This is a genomic window from Mastigocoleus sp. MO_188.B34, from assembly GCF_030065675.1.
In the GTDB taxonomy this organism is placed as follows: Bacteria; Cyanobacteriota; Cyanobacteriia; order Cyanobacteriales; family Nostocaceae; genus Mastigocoleus.
Map to the genome: position 1 here is coordinate 14,457 of NZ_JASJDK010000035.1, position 21,161 is coordinate 35,617.

At 35.7% G+C, this 21,161-nt stretch carries 19 protein-coding genes and 1 pseudogene; 11 read left to right on the forward strand and 9 right to left on the reverse strand.

Annotated features, from left to right (window positions below):
- The first annotated feature begins 87 nt into the window (after positions 1–87).
- Complete coding sequence (locus QNJ50_RS10885) at positions 88–1,269, forward strand: GNAT family N-acetyltransferase (protein ID WP_300635230.1); 1,182 nt, start codon at positions 88–90, stop codon at positions 1,267–1,269.
- Positions 1,270–1,535: 266 nt separating this feature from the next.
- Here the strand turns inward: QNJ50_RS10885 and QNJ50_RS10890 are convergent, their stop codons facing one another.
- Both QNJ50_RS10890 and QNJ50_RS10895 read right to left on the reverse strand, forming a co-directional pair.
- Positions 1,536–1,871, reverse strand: coding sequence for a XisI protein (locus QNJ50_RS10890; RefSeq protein WP_300635164.1), 336 nt, complete (start codon positions 1,869–1,871; stop codon positions 1,536–1,538).
- Positions 1,859–2,276: pseudogene (locus QNJ50_RS10895) on the reverse strand (XisH family protein). Before QNJ50_RS10895 ends, QNJ50_RS10890 begins: the two are co-directional and overlap by 13 nt.
- A 149-nt stretch (positions 2,277–2,425) precedes the next feature.
- Here QNJ50_RS10895 and QNJ50_RS10900 point away from each other — a divergent pair.
- The gene (locus tag QNJ50_RS10900; RefSeq protein ID WP_300635166.1) at positions 2,426–2,806 is read left to right on the forward strand and encodes a DUF4346 domain-containing protein; all 381 of its coding nucleotides are present in this window, start codon (positions 2,426–2,428) and stop codon (positions 2,804–2,806) included.
- A 141-nt stretch (positions 2,807–2,947) separates the two neighbouring features.
- Here the strand turns inward: QNJ50_RS10900 and QNJ50_RS10905 are convergent, their stop codons facing one another.
- Positions 2,948–3,586 carry a TPM domain-containing protein gene (locus QNJ50_RS10905; RefSeq protein WP_300635232.1) on the reverse strand — a complete coding sequence of 213 codons (639 nt, stop codon included), beginning with the start codon at positions 3,584–3,586 and terminating at the stop codon, positions 2,948–2,950.
- Between the two features lie 829 nt (positions 3,587–4,415).
- Between QNJ50_RS10905 and QNJ50_RS10910 the strand changes: the two genes are divergently transcribed.
- The 4 genes from QNJ50_RS10910 to QNJ50_RS10925 all read left to right on the forward strand — a co-directional run bounded on the left by QNJ50_RS10910 (position 4,416) and on the right by QNJ50_RS10925 (position 7,436).
- The gene (locus QNJ50_RS10910) at positions 4,416–5,483 is read left to right on the forward strand and encodes a PstS family phosphate ABC transporter substrate-binding protein (RefSeq protein ID WP_366914253.1); all 1,068 of its coding nucleotides are present in this window, start codon (positions 4,416–4,418) and stop codon (positions 5,481–5,483) included.
- Between the two features lie 102 nt (positions 5,484–5,585).
- On the forward strand, positions 5,586–6,116 hold the full coding sequence (locus tag QNJ50_RS10915) for a DUF6155 family protein (protein ID WP_300635170.1): 531 nt from the start codon (positions 5,586–5,588) through the stop codon (positions 6,114–6,116).
- Between the two features lie 296 nt (positions 6,117–6,412).
- Complete coding sequence (locus tag QNJ50_RS10920; RefSeq protein ID WP_300635172.1) at positions 6,413–7,069, forward strand: DUF938 domain-containing protein; 657 nt, start codon at positions 6,413–6,415, stop codon at positions 7,067–7,069.
- Between the two features lie 46 nt (positions 7,070–7,115).
- On the forward strand, positions 7,116–7,436 hold the full coding sequence (locus tag QNJ50_RS10925; protein ID WP_300635174.1) for a hypothetical protein: 321 nt from the start codon (positions 7,116–7,118) through the stop codon (positions 7,434–7,436).
- A gap of 242 nt (positions 7,437–7,678) precedes the next feature.
- On the opposite strand, the gene QNJ50_RS10930 is transcribed toward QNJ50_RS10925, so the two are convergent.
- Together QNJ50_RS10930 and QNJ50_RS10935 are read right to left on the reverse strand one after the other, a co-directional pair.
- Positions 7,679–9,112 carry an ATP-binding protein gene (locus QNJ50_RS10930; RefSeq protein ID WP_300635176.1) on the reverse strand — a complete coding sequence of 478 codons (1,434 nt, stop codon included), beginning with the start codon at positions 9,110–9,112 and terminating at the stop codon, positions 7,679–7,681.
- Between the two features lie 52 nt (positions 9,113–9,164).
- Positions 9,165–9,701, reverse strand: coding sequence for a methanogen output domain 1-containing protein (locus tag QNJ50_RS10935; RefSeq protein ID WP_300635178.1), 537 nt, complete (start codon positions 9,699–9,701; stop codon positions 9,165–9,167).
- A 351-nt stretch (positions 9,702–10,052) separates the two neighbouring features.
- On the opposite strand from QNJ50_RS10935, the gene QNJ50_RS10940 reads away from it, so the two are divergent.
- Positions 10,053–10,259 (forward strand): hypothetical protein, encoded by a 207-nt coding sequence (locus QNJ50_RS10940; protein WP_300635180.1) that lies wholly within the window; start codon positions 10,053–10,055, stop codon positions 10,257–10,259.
- 163 nt (positions 10,260–10,422) lie between these two features.
- On the opposite strand, the gene QNJ50_RS10945 is transcribed toward QNJ50_RS10940, so the two are convergent.
- From QNJ50_RS10945 to QNJ50_RS10955, 3 genes are all read right to left on the reverse strand, one after another.
- Positions 10,423–10,962: a flavodoxin gene (locus QNJ50_RS10945; RefSeq protein WP_300635182.1), complete on the reverse strand. Its 540-nt coding sequence runs from the start codon at positions 10,960–10,962 to the stop codon at positions 10,423–10,425.
- A gap of 311 nt (positions 10,963–11,273) precedes the next feature.
- The gene (locus QNJ50_RS10950) at positions 11,274–12,026 is read right to left on the reverse strand and encodes an alpha/beta hydrolase (RefSeq protein WP_300635184.1); all 753 of its coding nucleotides are present in this window, start codon (positions 12,024–12,026) and stop codon (positions 11,274–11,276) included.
- Positions 12,027–12,327: 301 nt separating this feature from the next.
- Positions 12,328–14,391: a family 10 glycosylhydrolase gene (locus QNJ50_RS10955; protein ID WP_300635186.1), complete on the reverse strand. Its 2,064-nt coding sequence runs from the start codon at positions 14,389–14,391 to the stop codon at positions 12,328–12,330.
- Positions 14,392–14,610: 219 nt separating this feature from the next.
- Between QNJ50_RS10955 and QNJ50_RS10960 the strand changes: the two genes are divergently transcribed.
- Positions 14,611–14,820: a hypothetical protein gene (locus QNJ50_RS10960; RefSeq protein WP_300635188.1), complete on the forward strand. Its 210-nt coding sequence runs from the start codon at positions 14,611–14,613 to the stop codon at positions 14,818–14,820.
- A 1,099-nt stretch (positions 14,821–15,919) separates the two neighbouring features.
- On the opposite strand, the gene QNJ50_RS10965 is transcribed toward QNJ50_RS10960, so the two are convergent.
- Positions 15,920–16,357 (reverse strand): hypothetical protein, encoded by a 438-nt coding sequence (locus QNJ50_RS10965; RefSeq protein WP_300635190.1) that lies wholly within the window; start codon positions 16,355–16,357, stop codon positions 15,920–15,922.
- A gap of 247 nt (positions 16,358–16,604) precedes the next feature.
- Here QNJ50_RS10965 and QNJ50_RS10970 point away from each other — a divergent pair, with 247 nt between their 5' ends.
- From QNJ50_RS10970 to QNJ50_RS10980, 3 genes are all read left to right on the forward strand, one after another.
- Complete coding sequence (locus QNJ50_RS10970; protein ID WP_300635192.1) at positions 16,605–17,669, forward strand: 1-acyl-sn-glycerol-3-phosphate acyltransferase; 1,065 nt, start codon at positions 16,605–16,607, stop codon at positions 17,667–17,669.
- Between the two features lie 260 nt (positions 17,670–17,929).
- Complete coding sequence (locus QNJ50_RS10975; RefSeq protein ID WP_300635194.1) at positions 17,930–19,426, forward strand: NAD(P)/FAD-dependent oxidoreductase; 1,497 nt, start codon at positions 17,930–17,932, stop codon at positions 19,424–19,426.
- 301 nt (positions 19,427–19,727) lie between these two features.
- Complete coding sequence (locus QNJ50_RS10980; RefSeq protein WP_300635197.1) at positions 19,728–21,152, forward strand: hypothetical protein; 1,425 nt, start codon at positions 19,728–19,730, stop codon at positions 21,150–21,152.
- Positions 21,153–21,161 lie beyond the last annotated feature (9 nt).

Here is a 21,161-nt window from a genome sequence, read left to right on the forward strand (position 1 = left end):
CAATTACCCATTACCAAATCGCCAATCCCCAACCCCCACAAGATTAAGTTAAGTTTATTAAAGCTACTACTATCCGAACCACATAACATGGTGGAACAAATTAAGTCTCGCTATTCTGTTGCTTGGATTGAAAAAATCACTGAAGTTCCCCAAAGCGAATGGGATGCTTTAGCTGTCCCCTTAAAAACTCCCTTTTTTGAGTGGGACTGGTTACATAATATGGAAGCTTCTGCAAGCACTACGGCTAGAAGCGGTTGGAAACCACACCATTTAACTTTATGGCGAGACAAAAATTTAATTGCAGTTGCTCCACTGTACATTAAATCTCACAGTTTTGGAGAATTTGTCTTTGACCATCAGTGGGCAGATATTTCCGAGCGCGTGGGCGTGAGATACTATCCTAAATTACTTGGTATGTCGCCCTTCACCCCGGCTGAAGGTTATCGGTTTTTAATCGCTCCAGGGGAAGATGAAGATCAAATTGTTGCCTTGATGGTACGGGAAATTGATTATTTTTGTAATAAACATCGTATCAGTGGTTGTCATTTTCTCTACGTCGATCCTCAATGGCGTCCCATCTTAGAAAGACAGGGTTTTAGCTCTTGGATGCATCATAGTTTCATCTGGGAAAATCATGGTTTTTCCACTTTTGATGATTATCTCAAAATTTTTAATGCTAATCAGCGTCGCAATATCAAACGCGAACGTAAAGCAATGACTAAATATGGTTTGGAATTAAAAGCTGTAACCGGCGATGATATTCCCAAATCCTTTTTTAGCTTGATGTATGACTTTTATGCCGACACCTGCGATAAATTTGGTTGGTGGGGAAGTAAATATTTGACGAGAAAGTTCTTTGATCTCCTACATACTAATTATCGCGATCGCGTAGTGTTAATTGCAGCATATAGCGAACAGGATAATCGCCAACCACTGGGAATGTCATTTTGTTTGTATAAAGGCGATCGCATGTATGGAAGGTACTGGGGTAGCTATCAAGAAATTGATTGTTTGCACTTCAATGCTTGTTACTATTCACCCATAGAATGGGCGATCGCCAACAACATCCAAAGTTTTGATCCCGGTGCTGGAGGAAGACACAAAAAGCGTCGCGGTTTTCCTGCTAGTCCGAATCATAGTTTACACCGCTTTTATAGCGATAGATTAAAACAAATTTTCCTACCTTATATGCGCGAAGTAAATCAACTTGAAGAACAAGATATTGAAGCAATTAACGCCGAATTACCTTTTAGTAAGAAAGATTCTTAGTAAAAACTCTGGATTCAACGTAATCAGACCCATAAGTTAATTAGACATCTCCGGAAAAGAATGTAGAGACGTACCAGAGGCTTTGCCGACGCCGTAGGCTCTGGTACGTCTCTACAAGGATTTTGGGTTACACATATTTAATTTCCGGAGAGGTCTATTACTGATGAGTTGGTAGGGATGGGTACAAATAAGGAAGATATTGTATTGGGTTTATAACCCAGAGAATATCCAAAATATGGTTTGGTATAGGAAGTTTGATGTGTCTATTAAGCTACACCATAATCTGTATATTGTCGTTTATATGGCGGCTGCAACCCCAGCACAATATCCTCCCTTGGAACTCCCATTTCAACCAATTCTTCCCCAGGATTTTGATCTGTTAAATTCTGTTGGAGCCAAATTTTTCCATCTTTAATGTCGAAATGCATTATGCATCGATAAACACGATTTAACTTTTCCCAACCCACATTCATCCATTGGTAATGATCTCTTTCAGTGTCTAAGATCAATTGCACTTCTACTTCGTTGTCTGATATGTCATCACTGGTATAACGAGTTAACAGTGTTTTTATGTAATCTCGATATTTTGCTAATTTATCCATTGCACAATCACCTCATTTACTGGATCATATACAAATTAATAGAATCTGATACTGTTGTACCGCAGTTTGTGAAAATTCTAATTGAAAAAATGTTTTGTATGCATCCAGTGGAACTGCTAGATATAATATTCGCTCTTGCTCATTAGCTTGTAATGCAAGACGGTAACTGAGAAATTGTCCCAAAGCAGAATAAAAATCTGTAATTGCAGAAGGATTGAGAAAGCTTTTAATTTCAACAGCTATTTTTTTACCTGCTTTCTCTGCTGCAATTATTTTTTCTGCTCCTAAATCTACCCGAAAGTTAACATCTCCAAATTTAAACTTCAGTGGATCGTCTGTAATCACCCACTGCTCTTTTTGAAGAGCTTTTTTGACAGCATCATGGAAAATATCTTTAGCAGACACAGATATAAATAAAAATCTAATTTAACAAAATTATTTTTCCCACATTAAATTGAGAAATTTTTCTTCTATGTATGAGAGAAGTATTGAGAAAGAATTACACTAGGAATGAAGTGTAAAAACCTAAAAAATAGTAAATACTGAGAGAGAACATGGATTTGCTGGAAAATTTAACGGCAATAGATAATAAACTTTCTCACCGTCATATTGACCTCGACCCTAACGGCTACTTTATTATTTATCTCGATCGCGATGCTGGGTTAATTTGCGCCAAGCATTTTACTAATGTTATTGACGATCGCGGTTTAGCAGTAGATCCTGAAACCGGAAAGGTGATTCCTGCAAAGGGGAAAGTTGAACGAACTCACACAACCTTATTTTCTGGAAGAACAGCAAAAGAATTGTGTGTCAAAATTTTTGAGGAGACTCAATCTCCTCACGTAACAATGTTAGATCATGCAGCTTATCTCGGTCGGGAATTTGTCCGGGCTGAAATCGCCTTGGTGACAGGAAAAGAATATGTTCAAGATTAAACAAAGACAAACATTATCTTTTTTTGAATTTTAACCATTAACCGTTAACAATAAATCTGTTAACAGTTAACGGTTAATGGTTAACCCTTAAAAAACTTATACTGTTCTAATATCTGAGGTTTCTAATGGTCAAACCGATAGTTAACTATTAGATGAAGGTTGAACTGCTAAGTAAATGTAGTAGGTCGCCATTGGGATTACAGTTGCAGCAACTAATAATCCTACAATCCAAGCAATGGCGTTGCTGCGTTCTTCTCCTTCTACCTTACCAAAATTACCCTCCACCGAAACATTATTATTAACTTCAGGTGGTCCCGGATCTGCTTCCCCTGAGAGGATTTTACTCAGGCGATCAGCTGAATCTAGAAATGCTTGGTTGTATTTGTTCCCATCTCTCAACGGTACCAATAAAGTTTCTGATGCTACACTTTTAGCTGTCTCCTCTGGAAGTAATGATTTGACTTCTTCTCCTGTAGCGATCGCGCTTTGGTTAGTCAAAACGTCAATCATTAATAAGACTTGATTCGCCTTATCTTCAGTTGTTGGAAACCATTTATCGAATAGAGCTTGAGTAAAACTTTGAGTCGTTTCACCATAGTCAAGCCGACGTATAGTAACTATTCTTACTTGATTGCCAGTATTTCTTGCTAAATCTGCAAAAGTATTGCTAATTTGACCTTCATTAGCACGGTTAATAACCTCGCCTTGGTCTATAACCCAAGTATTTGGATTGAAATTTGGTATGTCATAAACACCTGTAGCTGATGCTGGAGCACACATTAGCAATACAGATAAAGTTGCAGTAATCAGTGATATTACTGATAGTGGAAATATTTTTTTAATTTGTTTGAGGAGCCCTTCCATGGGACAGACCATAATATACAGACTTGCACCAAAAATACAACACAATTAGGTCCATCACCAAATAAATACATGGTGTTGTTATTTGTTACCACAGAAATAATATTACTATCACAAAAAGGTCATTAATGCTAGAGCAAACTGAAGGAGAAATCTAAGATACTAGGACTTAAGCACTCGTTACCTTAGCCGTTAGGAATGAGAATTTAATAATCTGTAATTCTGAAATTTGAAATGGTGGGTTACGCGATGCTAACAGCACCCTATTTTTGTACTTTCTTTAATCCACATTCCTTAGCAAGGCGTAGGTAGCAGAACTGAAGGTAGGGAACTGTAGCTATCGTAATTATTTCCGGTGGTTCGGGATTACTTATTTCCTTACAGGTACAGCTAAAAAGTTTAAATTATGCGCTGTCGCATCTGTGTTAGTACGCCACTAACCTAACAATTTTAAATTAAATTCCAATCCTATTTTCTATATTCTGCTATGGCTTGCGATCAACTGAAAATTTAGTGTGATAGACAAACACTAAAAACACCTGTATAAAAATAGTTAAGTAAATTAAAGATTGACATAAAATATTCGCTTCAAAGAAAATTTGATTGGCTTTGATGTACTCCAGACGGTATAAGTGTATAGGTTATATATTTTTTTTCTAATTACACAATATTTAGACAAGCAGAAAATTTTACTAATATAATCCAAAATAACCATGTTTAAAAAAAAAACAAGAATGCCGTTTTGATATTGACCCTGCTGATCTCTTCGAGCATCATCATTGGAGTTTTTTGGATTTTGGGTCATGTTTACCGTCTTAACTTAGGTTCTTTTTCCCAGACTTCTGGCAAGAATAACAAGCGACACTCACTAAAGTTAGAATCATTGGGGGGTGAGGAATCAACTCAAATCCCAGAGAAAAAACCGACTCAAGCTACAACTGGAAGATTTGCTGATGTTGAAAATGTACCCTCCGGAATCTTTCGTTATGGAGGTAGTACTACCTGGGCTATTATTAGGTCTAAAACTGAAGGGAAAATAGAAAGGGCATTTTTGAAATATGACCTACGTTACACAAACCCCATAGCAACCTCTCCCGACTCTGGTGTTGGGATTAAAATGTTACTCAATAATGAATTAGCCTTTTCTCAAACTTCTCGTTCCCTTAAAGATAAAGAACATGAAGCAGCTCGGATGAAAGGCGTGACACTTACAGAAATACCAGTAGCAATTGATGGTATTGCAGTAGCAGTAAATCCTGATCTCAGTCTACCTGGTATAACAGTTAAAGATCTCAAAAAAATATATGTTGGTAAAATTTCTAACTGGAAAGAACTAGGTGGGCCAAATTTAAAAATCATACCTTACTCCAAACGAAATAAAGGAGGAACGGTAGAATTTTTTACTAAAAATGTTTTGCAAAAAGAAAAATTTGGCAACGATATTCAAACTGTTGAAACAACCACCGAAGCCTTACAAAAAATAAGCCAAAATCGGGGTGGTATTTTTTATGCATCTGCACCAGAAATTGTAAGACAATGTAATGTTAAACCCTTACCAATAGGTCGAGTCGGTCAAAGATTTGTCCCACCTTACCAAAGACCATTGATTCCACCTTCTCAATGTCCCGCTCGGCGCAACAAACTAAATATTGCTGCTTTCAAGAGTGATGAATATCCCATGACCAGAAGGTTATTTGTAGTTGTAAAAAACAACGGTAAGATTGAAGAAGAAGCGGGGGAAGCTTACGCTCAACTTATGCTAACCCAAGAAGGTCAAAAATTAATTTCTGAGGCTGGGTTTGTTAGAATCCGTTAGTAGCAATAGATAATAATCTTGTAATTACATATTCCTAAGTAAATAATTTTGCTACGGTTAGTCAGTAACTAATTTCTATCACTGCCTAGCCACAGAGATTAAATGACACAACCTCATATTACTCTTAGTAGTTTGAAGAAATACCTGAAGACTTGTTCTCAAGAACAACTAGTCAATGAGATTTCCGAACTTTTTCGAAGATTCCCTACAGTAAAACAGTACTACCAAATCAAGCTTTATCCTGAAAGTGAAGAACAGGTTATTAGTAAATACAAAAAAGCGATCGAAAATGAGTTTTTGCCATCTAGGGGTTTTGATAATGCCATGCACAAAAGTGCAAAAAAAGCTATCTCTGAATATAAAAAAATTAGTCAAACACCTCTAGGTTTGGTAGATATTATGCTATTTTACGTGGAGCAAGGTGTCAAATTTATCAAGTCTTGTGGTGACATTGATGAAAACTTCTATATCAGTATGGAAGGAATGTATGAAAAAGCTGTAACATTCATCAGTAATCATGGTTTTAAAGATATTTTTCAAGAACGTTGCCAAAAAATTGTAGAAGATACATCGGATATAGGATGGGGGTTTCATGATGCTTTATCTGAAATCTATGAAGAATCTTTTTTATAAACATGTTAGTTACAGAAAACACTTATAACTGTCAGGGGACCAAATGTTATTCATTATCATTAAACCCCCGTTAATAGTAAAAAAAATCACTTTATATCGTTAAAACGAAAACTGCATTAGTGATTTTTTATTCTCTTTTTATATGCTTAAAATTTACTTCGAACTGCCAAAGCTCAACTATCATTAGTGTTAGTTGATTGACGCAAAACATTCTATTTTCACTGAACAAATCCAGCTTGGAAAAATGTAAAGTGAAAATAATTTTTGGCTACCAAAATACTTTTTAAGTGAGTAAAATGAACGAAGAGAAACCACAGCTAGATCCTCATCCCCTTAGTCCTTATGTAGCATGGGCTGGTAAACGTAACCGCGATGCAATTTTAGCCGTACTGGAGGAGCAGCTTCCTAAAAGTGATGGTCATGTTCTGGAAATCGCCAGTGGTAGCGGTATGCATGTATCGTATTTTGCTCCACACTTTAAACATCTGTGCTTTCATCCATCGGATTTTGATGAAAATGTTTTTGATAATATAAAGCAGCTGAAGCAAGAAAAAGGAATCGAGAATATGAGAGATCCTGTGAAGTTAGATCTTCTTTCTCAGGAGACCTGGTCGAACCCTTCAGAGCAATTTTTTGACGTGATTATTTCCATTAATATTCTCCAAGTTGCTCCGTTTGAAGTTGGAGAAGGAATCATGCAATGCTCTGGGAAACTACTCAAACCAGGTGGATTCCTATATATGTACGGACCATTTAAGGTTAATGGAGAATTTTCTTCCCCATCCAACGAAGAATTCGACCGACAATTGCGTTCTGCTGGTGTTCCTTTTTGGGGTCTTAAGGATGTGGCTGATTTAACCGCAGCAGCGAAGGATAATGGTCTCGTCCTTAAGGATAAACTAGATACACCGACTAACAATTTTTCTCTATTGTTTTCTAAACCTTTGACTTAATTTTGATAACTAAAAACCATCAAATTAATACTTAACTAAAATGTCGATGAATAAAGTGTTTGTATATGCCGAGTATCAAGTTTCTATTGATTTTACTCAAATAGATTGGGATTCTGTCAATTTAGAAATGAAAAAATTTGCAGGATTAAAATCTAAAACTTGGTTAAGCGGGATAAACACCAATACTCTTGGGGGTTTTTATGAGTTTGATTCTGTAGAAAATGCACAAAATTATATAAATGAACTTTTAATCCCATTTTCTACCAAAATTAATGGCAATCTGAGCGTGAAAATTTTTGATGGTAATGTAACTCAAGAAGCTAACATTGGGATGAATTCTCCTTTTTATCCAACTACATCTGAATAATCCTCAAATCTCGAGGGAAATTTATAGTTATCCAGAAAAAATGATTTAGGCAAATTTATTTAAGCAAAATTAACTTAATATTCTGTGGGTGAATATAATAGGGTATGTTAGATAAGGAGAATTTAATATAACCTAACAGTAAATATAAAAGTTATTTTGCTTATTTATTTTTACTTATTTATACTCAGAATCATAATAAAAACAAAAACCCCTAAAATTAAGAACTTCTAAAATCAAAAATTCTAAAATAAAAACTTCGGTTGTATTGGTATCTCAATTAAGAACTCACTCCCGTGATTAGGTTTGGAGAAGCAACTTAATCTTCCACCATGTTTTTCTGTAATTATCTGATTACATATATACAAACCAATACCAATACCTTTAGCAACAGGTTTTGTCGTAAAGAAAGGATCAAATATTCGGCGACGGATTTCGTCTGTCATCCCAAAAGCATTGTCTATTATTTGAATTGATAAACAATTTCTACGAGTTACTTCAGTGCTAATTCTGATTTGGGGATGTATAACTTCTTTTACTTCATAGTTGACTACGTGCGATGTATTAAGATTATTTCTATTTGCTAGCTGGTTATTTTTATTATTCTTGGTAGATGATTTATTGTTATTAATAATTAACTCATCTAAAGCATCAATTGCATTGTTAAGGATATTGATAAATACTTGATTTATTTGATTTGGATAACAATAAACCAAAGGTATATTTCCGTACTCTTTAATAACTTCCACACCTGGATGGAAGTATTCCATGGAATTGTCTTGAACCCTTCGAGGCTTGAGACGATGTTGCAAAATTACCAAAGTATTATCAATACTTTCATGGATATCTACTTTTTTGATTTTGGCTTCATCTACGCGAGAAAAATTTTGCAAAGATTTGACTATTGCGACTATGCGCTCAGTCCCCCTTCTCATGGAATAAAAAACTTCTCCTAGGTCATCTTGAAGGAAATTAATATCGATTGCAGCAATTTTTTCTCGAATACTGGCGCTAGGTAGGGGATATTCTTGCTCGTATAATTTGACTAATTCTAATAACTTTTGAATACATTTACTGGTGCGAATAATATTTTCATCAATAAAGTCAATTGGATGATTAATTTCGTTGACAACACCAGCAACTAATTTTCCTAAACTCGACATTTTTTCAGTTTGGACTAACTGAACTTGAGTTTTTTGCAAATCATCCAAGGTTTGTTTTAATCTTTCATTTATTCTTGAAAGATTTTCTTGTGCTTGTTTGCGCCATTGGGTTTCCTCTGTAAGCTCTTTGATTTTTTGGTTGAGCAGAAGAAAATTACTATTGGCTGAAGTACGATTTTGTAAGCGTAAGAGATTGACCGCAGGAGAATCCAGAGAGCGGACTTTAATTACTGCTCCCTCACAACGAGAACTAAATTCTTCTCCATCAGAGTTACGAAACGTTAAAGAGCCAAGAACCATCTCCCGAGTCCGCGAACAAGCCCTTAGATAGTCTAGGACTTTTTCATCAGCCTCGGTGACTAAATCGAAAAGCATTTTACCTTGCAATTCTTGCTTGCTCAAACCCAACATCCTCACAAGAGGTCTGTTAGAAGCTATAATTTCTCCCTCAGCATTCACAAGCAATAAAGGCTCTGGTAAAATATTAGCAACTTCAAGAAAATTTTCTGGGTTCATCAGGTTTTATTAAATCATTATTGTCTGGAGCTTTACTCCATTTAAGTCTTACTTAACCCTTAAGGTACTCTCTACCTTTTGCCTCCTGAGCTTCCTGTGTCTGTTTTAAATAAACCACTACTCTGCAACCAGAAGCACCAGAAGCAATGGTTTCTTGTAACTCGACTTTGGCGTAACCAAGGTTCTCTGCAGCAACGGAACCAAATACGTTTGAGGTCATCATACACATTGAAGGACGACCAATAACTTTTTCTGCAAATGGACAAGTACGATTACCAAGAACAATCTTTTCATCATTTTCTTCAATAATGTAAAAATCACCCTTGATTCGTTTTTTTAGATCAACCAAAACATCAGCGACTTGTTCCCGGGAAAGATTTGATAGATTTAATGCAGATTTATATTCTTGGTCTATTTGTCTACCCATTGACTGACCAACTATAGCAATAAATCCAGACGCTTCTTCCAAGCCAACTATTTCTTGCAAAGCACCAGACAGTTCTCTAATTAAAGTACGTAAAAATACATCACGCTCGAGGGAAATATCAATGTTGCCGATGGATGTTTCTTTGACTGGTAAAGAGGACATAGGATTATTTTCTCACAAATAAGAACATATGTTTTTAGAGGTTAATTCAGATATATTCTAAAGAATCTTTGAGCTAACCTGCTTAAACATCAGTGCTTATATAGTTTATTTGCAGTTGATATATTGATATCTAATGGTTATACATTTCTTCATGTGTGAGTATTCGTATATTACCATTAGATCGTGTATATTTACCTGTTTTCATAGTAGCGTTTGATATATCTAGTATTAAAACGAGTCAATGAATATAAATCAAGCAAATACAAGCATTGGCACTAAATAGGATAATAGAATTTGAGGTGTGAAAAATTATATATATATCTCTACATATACATCTAAATATAAATATTTATGTCAAACTCAAATCAAAAACAGCGATCGCAACGGAAAACCATATGCAATGATTGTGCTTTTCACACATTGAATAATGGTTTTGTGCAATGTACTCATCCTGATGAGTTAGAAGTTAAGTGTTCTACTGTAGTTTTTTGTAATTCTTTTCAAGCAGCACGGGAAATTGACAGTCCTTGTGTGTCATTTGATTTTGATAATGAATAGACTTTTATGATTATTAATTAATGCAGAAATTGAAAGCCGTTCTTGACTTGCAAGAACGGATAAGAAAGGAAAATTCATCCTAAAGTCAAAATTTATTTCAACAAGCTCCATAAAACCCATTAGCGATCGCCTTGAGTTAAAAAAGCTACTAAATAATGGACTATTAAGCAGTTTCTAAGGATGCAATTGGAAAATACTGTTTCAATACTTTAAGCCAACTTGCAATTCGTCCGTCAGTTTTATCGCTCTCATTTACTTCATCAATAGGTAATCCAACAAATTTACCATCGCGCACTGCAAAGGAATATTCATAGGTATAACCATCAGTTGGAAATTCACCAACTAAAGTTGCACCTAATTTTTTGAAGTGGTCGTACAAAGTTCCTAATGCGCTGACAAACTGTTCACCATGAGTTACATAATCTCCCGCTCCAAACAAGGCAATAGTTTTACCGGTAAAATCGGGTTTGTCCATTTCCATATCAAAGAGTGGATCGCGCCAATCATTTTGCACTTCTCCGGAGCCCCAAGTAGAACAGCCAAAGAGTAAATAATCATACTCAAGCATTTCATCAACACTCATGAAATCTTCTTCCATACTGTAGATGTCACATACCTCTTCACCAATTAGTTCGTGAATTTTGGTCGCAACTCCTTGGGTAACACCGGAAGTACTACCATAGAAAATAGCTATTTTTGCCACGATTAAAGCTCCTCTGGATCTAACGTAATAAACTTTTCTTTTCAAACGCTAGGATTTTTACTTCCAGAGATTCCTTAAAATTCAAAAAGATAGATTTGCAGTTAAGAACTTATACTTTGTAAGTATCCTATTAAGATTTACTTCATTCAAAACTCTCCCCACACTCCCCACACTCCCCACACTCCCCACTCTCCCCACACTCCCCACACTCCCCACACTCCCCACTCTCCCCACACTTCCCACACTCCCCACACTCCCCACTCTCAATCAATAAGGTAATTTTCCACCGGGATAGGAGTAATTGTTCCAAGCTAGGTTTGGACAACATCTTTTTTTGAAGTATAGTTTTGCTGCAACTTCCAAAAAATAGATATTTCTTTACTGACTAAATCTGGATAAAAATAATGAAAGAAGTGACTACCTTGGGGACATTTCCAGACAGTATCTTCAGGCTTTAACCATTCATCCCATTTATATAACTCTAAATAGCTTAAAATGGGATCCACTTGACCGCCACATATCATTAATGGCATGGAAACACCGCCTACAGGCAATTTTTCTATATTAAATAATGAGTGTTTCAAGGGTAAATTTTCTAAATCTCGATCAAATTGATTAATTAATTTTTGTGGATTTAATTTCTGTAGAGTACAAATGGGTTCTTCCCTAAACATATTTTGAATAGTATTGAATAAAGCTTCTGCTTTAGTGAGAGTGTATATTTGACGCTGTTGATAATAATTTACATGCCAAGTATTTGCTGGTTGTGTTGCAACGGAAAGCAAAGTTAAAGATTTGACAAATTGAGGATATTGGCGAGCAAAAATCAATGCAATAGCCCCACCACTACCATGACCGACCAGATGAACGGGAGATTTTCTAGTTTGTAGATAGTCATGTAGTAACTCTACTGCTGTATCCATACAAGCAGCTTCATCCTTGGACTGAACGTATTCCCATCCTGAAATATTTGCATATCGTAATAATCTTTTAATTAAAGGCATACTCAAACATCTCAAAGAAGGGCTAGCACTAACCCAAACAGCATCACAAAATATAGACATCCCAAATTCCTCAAAGCAAGATTACATCACTAGCTAATAACAATTTGCAATAGATGGACTGCCCCTAAAGCACAATTATCCCTCATAAATAAACAATATACAGTAAAGTACAGTTGCTTAATGAAGATAAATCGCAATAAGTCCTAATTGAATACTATTCAGATAAAACATAAAAAAAAGTTTAAATATAACAAAGAACATTTAAACCAATGAATTATTTGTTACAGTTTTGGTTAATGATTTGAATAAATGTAAATTATTGGGGATGCGCGCACCCAACACCCCCAAAACAAAATCATAATTAGCTGACAGATACAACTACGCCAGCACTCTCATTAGCCATTCTGTCTACAGCACAAAGAGCATATGTACCACTGGGCATATCTGCAAAGGTAGTACTTACCGGCATGATTTTTTTGAGTTTCCAGCGTTCTTCTTCCTGTTCGTACAATATCCAAGAACGAATATCAGCATTACCAGCAGACCAACTAATTCGCCGGGAATTAACTGTTACTCCTGTGGGTGGTAATGGAGGAGTATTATCCCCTCGCCATTCCATCCTGGGAACTAGCGCGGGGTTGACATAAAGAGCGTACTCGAATTTTTCCGCAATACTTTCACGGTTCCGAGTAATGGAATCACTACTAAAGAAAATATTACCCAGAGATAATTTGGATGCTAAGGTACGGCTAATTGTGATTTGTTTAATAATTTCTTGATTTTTCCAAGCTTTACCATCTAAACGAGCAATATTATTACCCGCATAAATATGGCGTTTTTTGGGGTTAATACTAGTCCACCATTGGAGTAAAGTTGGATAACTCTGGGCTGTTTGCTCGATTCGCCAGTAAAGTTGAGGAGCTATGTAATCAACCCAACCTTCTTCTAACCATTTTTTCGCATCGGCATATAGTACATCATAAGCATCTAAACCAACAATTCCTGCAGGTTGTCCCGGACGATAAATACCGAAAGGACTAATACCAAACTTAAGGTGAGGTTTTGCTGATTTTATCCCTTGGGATAAACGTAAAACCATGCGATTAACGTTATCTCGTCGCCAATCACCTAAATTTAGGTTACCACCATTGGCACGATAAGCCGAATAGGTCTTGCTATCGGGGAAATCTTTCCCGGAAATCGGATAAGGATAAAAGTAATCATCCAAGTGAACGCCGTCAATATCGTAACGTTCTACTACATCCATGATGACATTGTATGCCCGGTCTTGTACTACCTTTGCGCCGGGATCCATCCATAACTGATTACCCCAAGGATAAACATATTCTGGGCTAGTAATTGCCATGTGGGGATTAACATTTCGCGTTCCCCCCATAGATGTTTTGGCGCGGTAGGGGTTAAACCAAGCATGTATTTCTAAATTCCGCTTGCGACATTGTGCGATCGCAAACTCCAAGGGATCATAATATGGGGAAGGAGCTCGCCCTTGAGCGCCAGTCAACCAAGCACTCCAAGGTTCATATTTAGATATGTAAAAAGCATCTCCTTCTGGTCTGACTTGAAGAATTACCGCGTTAAAATTTAATTTTTGCAGTTTATCAAGTATTTTAATTAATTCAGCTTGTTGTTGAGAAGCAGGAAGTCCGCTTCTAGAAGGCCAATCACTGTTCCACACAGTGGTAATCCACGCGCCACGAAATTCCCGATAGTGAGAAAGTTGTACGTTTTTGGTAATTTTTTCTGGTTCTGTTAATTTTTCTTCGTCGGGCTTAGGAATTGGAGGTACTTCGCCTGGAGGAATAACTAAGTAGGGAGAAGAAATCTTGTCAGCTTCCCTTAAGTACACCAAAGCTTGATAAACAAACAAAGCTACATCTGCTCGAGTGGCGGCTAAATTGGGGTTAAGTAGTTTTGTGTTAGGAAAACTACCAACTATACCTGCACGAGTCGCAATTGCTGCTGCCTTTCTTGCCCATCCGGGAATATTTGCAGCATCGGTATAAATCAGTGGTAAGGCATCAAGCAAATCCGATTCAACCCTGGTAGTCCAACCCAAACCGCTAATAATTGAGATGAGGGCATTAATCCGTTTAATTCTATAGGCAGGACGGAATAAACCACCAGGATATCCAGTAATAAAAACCGTTTCGTAAGACTTTTGAATTGCTGATATAGCCCAGTGTGTAGCTGGAACATCATTAAATGGTTGGTAATCTCGTTTTTTGGTAACCTGGGAAAAAGTCGCTGTCACAATTGCTGCGAATTCTGCACGAGTTACAGAATTATTGGGGCGAAATCTGCCATCGGGATACCCGGTTAAAATCCCACGTTTTGCTAAGGCTTCAATAAATGGACGCGCCCAATGATTATTAATGTCCGGAAATCGACTTGAAGTAGATACCATAGTTTACTTGAGTATAATTGTATTTAAATTAACCTTGACGCCACTTGTGCCTATGCTATCTCACTCAGTAGTTTTTGGCGTCATAATGGTGTTTTAAAGTACTAATAATTAATCTTTTGCGTAGAAGAAATAGTCAGGAGTAGACCATTGGATGAATTTTGGTCATGGTTACTATCTTCCTGAACTGTTATCAATTTCTTCTCTAGTTGTTCTCGATAGATGAATATTTTTTATTTAGTTGCAACCAACAAGAATGAATTGCGTCAGGAATTACGCAAAATAACTAATGAAGCGCGTTTATTCAGTATGCAAACCTTTCAGGATACAATTATCGATTTGGATCCTGGTACTTACACCGTTCAAATTACTCAAAGCAAGAAGGTTCCGGTAACAAAGGGATACACGGCTGTAATTCATGGGGCAAAATGATCGATCAAATCAGAAAATAGGCTTTACTGTTAGCAATAGTGTGTCTTTAGCTATATACAGGTATGATTTTTTGCGAAATACCCAATTATAGAAAGATATTCAAAGCTCCCAAAATTTGTGAATTTAGGGTGAATGACTCAATTACTGGACTTTAAGTAACTTCAATTAATAAGGTACTCAAAAGATTTTTATTAGTGCAAGCTTGTATTTTTCATTGAATATATAAAGGTGTGTTACTGCATCTACCACTACTACTAATATCACAACCGAAGGTAATGCACCCTTATATATTTAAAATAGTTATTTCTTAATTTTGGTTATTTGTTTAATAATATCTCCTTCAAAATAAAATAACTGTATATTTACTTCAATACCATTTATATTATTTCAGCTTCTAATTCACATGATACGTGAATTAGAAAGCTTTACGAAAATGGCTTAAATAGATTTTGAAACCGATAAACAAAGGAAGGAATATGAAGGAAGGAGGAAGAAGTTCAATTAGATGGGGTTTTAGACCCCAACTAATTGTAGACACCGTAAAGACGGTAGGGTCTTAAACCCATTTGCTCCATGAAGAAGTATAGGCCGCGCTGCGCGAACGGTCGTGCTGTTTTTTATTCAACTTAATTCTTCCCTCTTCCTTCTTCCTTCTTCCTTCCGCCGAAGGTGATAAATTTTGAGAGTGAGAATGTTTTGAATTTCTATCTTTTGAGTATCTACCTGGGAATTAGTCAGGACTTACGCAATTGTCACAATACACCGGTGGTGCGTGACGCTCAAAGCCTCATTAATACGTTCAGGTTAACTCGCTTGTGTCACGCACCCTACAAGAAAAATGTGCCGGTTGCGTAAGTCCTATTAGTATTAAGCAACGAAGGAAGTAGTTTTCATTAAAATATTCACTACAGAAAGGAATTCAAAATCGTTGCAATATTTATTTTGCGATAAGCCCATAGGGGAGAGAGAGGCTAGAGGCTATAACTATAGCTGCGCTACCTACGGATCCGGAGCCGTCACCTATCGCAATGGATGGGATCATCATAGAAAATTTACAGTTGTGGACTCACGTATAAATCACTCTTAACCTAAAACTAGGTTAACTTTGATCGATACTGACAAGAGCCATCAGAGTATGTCCAACTCCTAATCCTTTTTGAGTAGAAACTTCTAAGTTGTGTAAGTACTTAGCTAGAATTGGCTCGATAATACTAGCGCGGATATTTTCAACTTGAGAATTATCAAGCGACTCTTTTAATTCTTTGGTCAAACCTTGAAATTCAGTGGGTAGAGTAGATTCACAGCCATGGACAGTTTCTCCACAAAGTATTGCAGCCTCTCTTATTAACTGATTCCACCAATCTCGGAAAGTTTTAAAGAAATCAATGATTTCTGCTGGTGCTTCTCCTAACTCCACATCAAACATCAGTTGTTCAAAATCTGTAGTAAAGTCTACATCCATCAAACTGTTAACTAAGTTTCGATAACGAGATAAGTTCGGAGTAAACTCTCCTGTTGACGTGTGTCTTCCAACCATGACAGAACGATCAAAAAAGTCTATATTTGACAGCTTACAATTCGCTTGGGATGTTTTTTAATATTTACTAGTGAATTAATGATATAAGGACTTAAATAATCTTCTATACAAAATGTATTGAATACTTATTTGCTGTGATCACTAGACATATGGATTACAGGCAAAATTTTAATATTAGACTAAGATTTCTTTAAATTTAGTGACTTAAGCTAAAATATAGTTATCCAATTCACAGGAGTCGATAGTAATGCAAATCAATCGACATCCCAAAAATTTACTTAATTCAGAAGTTGAAAATATATCTCTTGAAAGATATAAATTTAACTGGTTTGACTGGTTTTGTGTATGGTATCCACCAGGATGGTTAATTTTATTCAATCGTCATTGGCGACACTACCACAAAGACCCAGATGGGTGGAATTGGTTTGAATATTTACTATTTTTAATACCTACAGGTTTTTACATCGCACTATTTCTACGCTGGTTGCGTCTTGGTTTCCGTCCTCCAAAACAACGCGATAATGCATTCAATCCTCAGTATCAGCAAGCCTTTAGAGAGGAAATACTAGCACCAATTGTTAAATTTTATTTTCGTGCAGAGTTACATCTATCAGAAAATTTACCCACAAGTAAAAATATAATTTTCGCGATGAATCACGCAGGAATGTGTTTTCCGTGGGATTTTGTGGTACTGGGCTATTTATTGGCTGAGAAAAAAGGATTGATCGTACAACCTTTAGCTGGTGTATCTTTATTTGAACATCCTTGGATGATTTGGTGGTTACCTTCAGGATGGTCCAGAGTATTAGGTGGAATCAAAGCCCAGAAAAAAGATTTTCAAAGTGCTGTAGAACAAAATCGTATTTTACTTTACGCTCCAGAAGGTCTGAGGGGACCAAGTAAAGGATGGGGAAAACGCTATCAGTTAGAAAAATTCGACCCAAGTTTTATCCAGATTGGCCAAAAAAATCATATGAAGATTGTACCCGTCATTTGTATTGGTAACGAAAATCTTCATCCTTGGACAATTAATATTAGTAAGCTACAAAAAAGGTTACAAAACTTACTTCAATTACCTTTTCTACCATTATCACCTCTCCTACCTATTTTTATCCTCTTCCCTTCCATGGGTGTTTGGGCTGCAAAAAGTCGTTTGCATTATTTTATTGAGTCTTGGATCGAAGCAGAAGCAATCAAATCCCTGGAAACAACACAAACAAAATCACGGAAGAAAATTTATTGTCAAGCTCAAAAGCTACGCGCACAAATGCAAGAACAAATTAATATGAGACTTAAATTGATAAAACCTTAATTGATCAATTTAAAAGTAGCAGATAATACTTTAAATTTTGGTTTAGAGCCTGATAACATTAAAAAAATATTTTTGTATAACAATTTACTTCATGCTGAGATAAATTGCTGATACTTTTGAAATGAATTGAATAATCTAAGCAGAGTTTCTCACAATATTAGTTTGGAACTAATATTTTGGACAATAATATTTTGTCATGATCCTCAAATCTCATAGTATCGGGGCTTTTTTCAGTTTTTCTCATTAATATAAAATTTCATATGGAAATAAAAAGAGTATGTGTTATTGGTGCAGGAATTAGTGGTTTAGTTGCAGCAAAAACATTTATTGAAGATGGGTACCAAGTTACAGTTTTTGAGAAAAAGTCTCAGATTGGGGGAGTATGGGAAGACTCTAGAAATTATTCAGAATTGACAACCCATAATCCTCGAGATACATATTGTTTTACTGACTATCCCTTCCCTCAAGAATATCCAGAATTTCCTACTGCAGAGCAGATGCGGAATTATTTACAATCCTATGCGGATAGTTTTGGTGTGACCGAAAGGATTTTTTTTCAAACAGAAGTCACGAATATATACAGAAAAATAGGTAACAAAATTATCTGGGTAGTAGAAGTAAACGCCAAAGATGAAAAAGAAAATCGGATCGGGAAAAAAATATATGACTTTGATTTTGTTTTGATATGTAATGGTGTATTTAATCTTTCCAAGATTCCCAAGCTAGCAAATAGATCGGAGTTTGAGTCAGGTGGTGGAAAGATACTTCATTCTAGCCAGCTTAACGACCTATCAATCTTAGATAATAAAAAAGTAATTGTTGTTGGTTTTGGTAAGTCTGCAACGGAAATTTCAGTCATTGCAGCTACCAGAGCTTCTTCATGTACTCTGATTTTTCGCCGTGCTTTATGGAAAATTCCAAAATATTTATTCAATATAATTCATTATCAGCAAATTTTCTTCACTCGTTTTGCAGAAATTTGGTTACTCTATCTTAGACCTGTAGGAATCGAAAAATTACTTCATTATTTTGGTAAACCTTTGGTATGGGTTTTCTGGCGCATCCAAGAGATGATAATCAGATGGAAATTTGGTTTCAAAAATCATAAACTCATACCCAGAAAATCCATGGATAGCATGCTAAACTATACTGCTAATTTAGTTACAGATTATTTTTATAAGTATGTCCAAACAGGAAAAATAGATACAAGAAAAGCAGAAATTAGCAATTTTTTACCTGGTGGTTTAGAACTAAATTCAGGTGAAACTTTAGCCGCCGATATTGTCATTTTTGGAACTGGATTCCGCCAAGATATCTCTTTCTTGGAGGAAAAGTATCGTCACTGGATAGTCGATGAGGAAGGTAATTTTCATTTATATAGACATATGATTCACCCAGATATTCCCAATCTGGGTTTTTTAGGTTATAACTCCAGCATATTTTGTCAGTTAACCTCAGAGGTGGGAAGTTGGTGGTTATCCCAATATTGCAAAGGTAAATTATTCTTACCTTCGCGATCGCAAATGTACAAAGCAATGCACATAAATTTTCGGTGGAACAAAAAAAATCTATCTAATAGTTTAGCCTATGGTATTTGTGTATCTCCCTTCAATTTTCACTATTTAGAAAACCTGATTGAAGATATGGGTTTCAATATTTATGGAACAAAGAGTAAGTATATTCAGAATATAACGAACATTGTAAAACCATCTGCATACAATTGTATTCGACGAGTGTTACGGAATAAAATAAATTGATGTATAGCAATCGTATTTTATTTTTACCTACGGTACGCTTACGCGTTTGGACGCACTACATGTTTGGACGCAGCTTCCGCTGAACACCGCAGGTGCATCCAAACATATTTGATGCGGCTAACACGAATTATTTAGGATTGCGATATAAGTTATTTTTTATAAATTAATCGTTGGCTGGGAAATTATTTTTTGTAGGATAATCAGAAAAAAAACAAACGTAAAACTGCATAAGTTGAATATTTGTACATTTATCAATTAATTGTAAATAAACTAATTAAAATTTGAAGAAAGCGCATTGAATATGAGCGCCTTGTCAAGGTATTCGAATATTTGGCGAATAGATCCTGCGAGCGAAGCTGCGGGGTACAGATCTTATTCAGTTCCTATTGCAAAGGAATTTATTAAAAATTTAGGAGTTTTTCAAGGTAAAGACCTACAAACAACTTTACTATCTTACTTTTATGGACAAAATGAAACTGTAGATATCGTCACCCGCGCAAAAGCAGGTCTTTGTCTGCGATGTTATATTTCTTATCCAATTTTAAAGGTTTGCAAAAAAATTGATTATTTATTTAGTGGTGGTAAACAGTTTACCTATCGAGACCTTTTACCTTTTGTACTAGACGATGATGGGAAAAGCTTAATTTTTATAGATAGAGATACAAAACAACAATTTTTTATAGATAACGATGGCGAACTTAAAGACCCCACTTATCAATTTTTTTCCACCAAGATATTACAGTCATTTCGTTCGGAGTCTAAATCAAGAATGAGCTTAGATAATTGGGCATATTTACAAACAAAACAAAATCCCCAGATTAAAAACTTTATCTCAGAATTTGGTTTTAGACATTTAAGTGATTGGGCATTATTAAATAGAGTTAGACGTAAACAATTAGAAAACTTATCTGTACGCGATCGCAATATAGTAGAAGCATTTCATATGGTTTATCGTCGCGATCGAGTTAAACAAAGACAAACTGGAATTAGAAAATGTCCAGATCCCTCACGGGAACAGTTACAAGAAATGTTGATGTATTTAAAAGATAAAGAATCTCACATTTATACAACCAAAGACTTAATTCTTTCTCTCAATCAAATAGCAATACAACTTAGACAGTATGACATTTGGAACTCCAGGGAACCCTTGGAAATATATAATCCTGAAATTCAAATTTACACGGCGAGAACTGATTTACCAGGTTCCAGTTTAGACCTTGAAGAAGAAGAAGATAAAGAATTTATGGGCTTTTTACATAAACAATTAAATCTAGCTTTATCAAATGCAATTAAACAGGAAATAAATAACCGCATATCTCAACTCCAAAAAAGTAAAAAATATGCTATCTTCGCCAATCAATATCTTCAAGGGTTAAAATTATATTATTGTCATAATCTTTCCCTTAGAGAAATAGCTCCCAAATTAAATATGAAAAGTTGGGATAGAGCTAGGCGAGTGTTAAATCCAGGGAAACTTTTAAGTGATGTTCGTAGTTTTACGATTCAAGAAATAATTAGTGAAATCTTGCATAAAGTCAAGGAAAAGAAGTTTCCTATGAGTTTATCATCACCAGAATATCTAAAAAACTTAGCTATAGAAGTTGAATGTTTTGCTGACACAGAAATTTTCAAAGAAGCTGCAGAAGAGATTAGAGCCGGGAAAAATAGAACGATGAATAGTTTATATGCTCAACAATTACGAATTTATTTAAAAAAAAATAATTAATAAATTTGC

Bases quoted from the DNA above. Each gene is read 5' to 3' on its own strand.
- QNJ50_RS10885 (WP_300635230.1), top strand. From the start codon at position 88: ATGGTGGAACAAATTAAGTCTCGCTATTCTGTTGCTTGGATTGAAAAA.
- QNJ50_RS10890 (WP_300635164.1), bottom strand. From the start codon at position 1,871: ATGGATAAATTAGCAAAATATCGAGATTACATAAAAACACTGTTAACT.
- QNJ50_RS10900 (WP_300635166.1), top strand. From the start codon at position 2,426: ATGGATTTGCTGGAAAATTTAACGGCAATAGATAATAAACTTTCTCAC.
- QNJ50_RS10905 (WP_300635232.1), bottom strand. From the start codon at position 3,586: ATGTGTGCTCCAGCATCAGCTACAGGTGTTTATGACATACCAAATTTC.
- QNJ50_RS10915 (WP_300635170.1), top strand. From the start codon at position 5,586: ATGACACAACCTCATATTACTCTTAGTAGTTTGAAGAAATACCTGAAG.
- QNJ50_RS10920 (WP_300635172.1), top strand. From the start codon at position 6,413: ATGAACGAAGAGAAACCACAGCTAGATCCTCATCCCCTTAGTCCTTAT.
- QNJ50_RS10925 (WP_300635174.1), top strand. From the start codon at position 7,116: ATGAATAAAGTGTTTGTATATGCCGAGTATCAAGTTTCTATTGATTTT.
- QNJ50_RS10930 (WP_300635176.1), bottom strand. From the start codon at position 9,112: ATGAACCCAGAAAATTTTCTTGAAGTTGCTAATATTTTACCAGAGCCT.
- QNJ50_RS10935 (WP_300635178.1), bottom strand. From the start codon at position 9,701: ATGTCCTCTTTACCAGTCAAAGAAACATCCATCGGCAACATTGATATT.
- QNJ50_RS10940 (WP_300635180.1), top strand. From the start codon at position 10,053: ATGTCAAACTCAAATCAAAAACAGCGATCGCAACGGAAAACCATATGC.
- QNJ50_RS10950 (WP_300635184.1), bottom strand. From the start codon at position 12,026: ATGTCTATATTTTGTGATGCTGTTTGGGTTAGTGCTAGCCCTTCTTTG.
- QNJ50_RS10955 (WP_300635186.1), bottom strand. From the start codon at position 14,391: ATGGTATCTACTTCAAGTCGATTTCCGGACATTAATAATCATTGGGCG.
- QNJ50_RS10960 (WP_300635188.1), top strand. From the start codon at position 14,611: ATGAATATTTTTTATTTAGTTGCAACCAACAAGAATGAATTGCGTCAG.
- QNJ50_RS10965 (WP_300635190.1), bottom strand. From the start codon at position 16,357: ATGGTTGGAAGACACACGTCAACAGGAGAGTTTACTCCGAACTTATCT.
- QNJ50_RS10970 (WP_300635192.1), top strand. From the start codon at position 16,605: ATGCAAATCAATCGACATCCCAAAAATTTACTTAATTCAGAAGTTGAA.
- QNJ50_RS10975 (WP_300635194.1), top strand. From the start codon at position 17,930: ATGGAAATAAAAAGAGTATGTGTTATTGGTGCAGGAATTAGTGGTTTA.
- QNJ50_RS10980 (WP_300635197.1), top strand. From the start codon at position 19,728: ATGAGCGCCTTGTCAAGGTATTCGAATATTTGGCGAATAGATCCTGCG.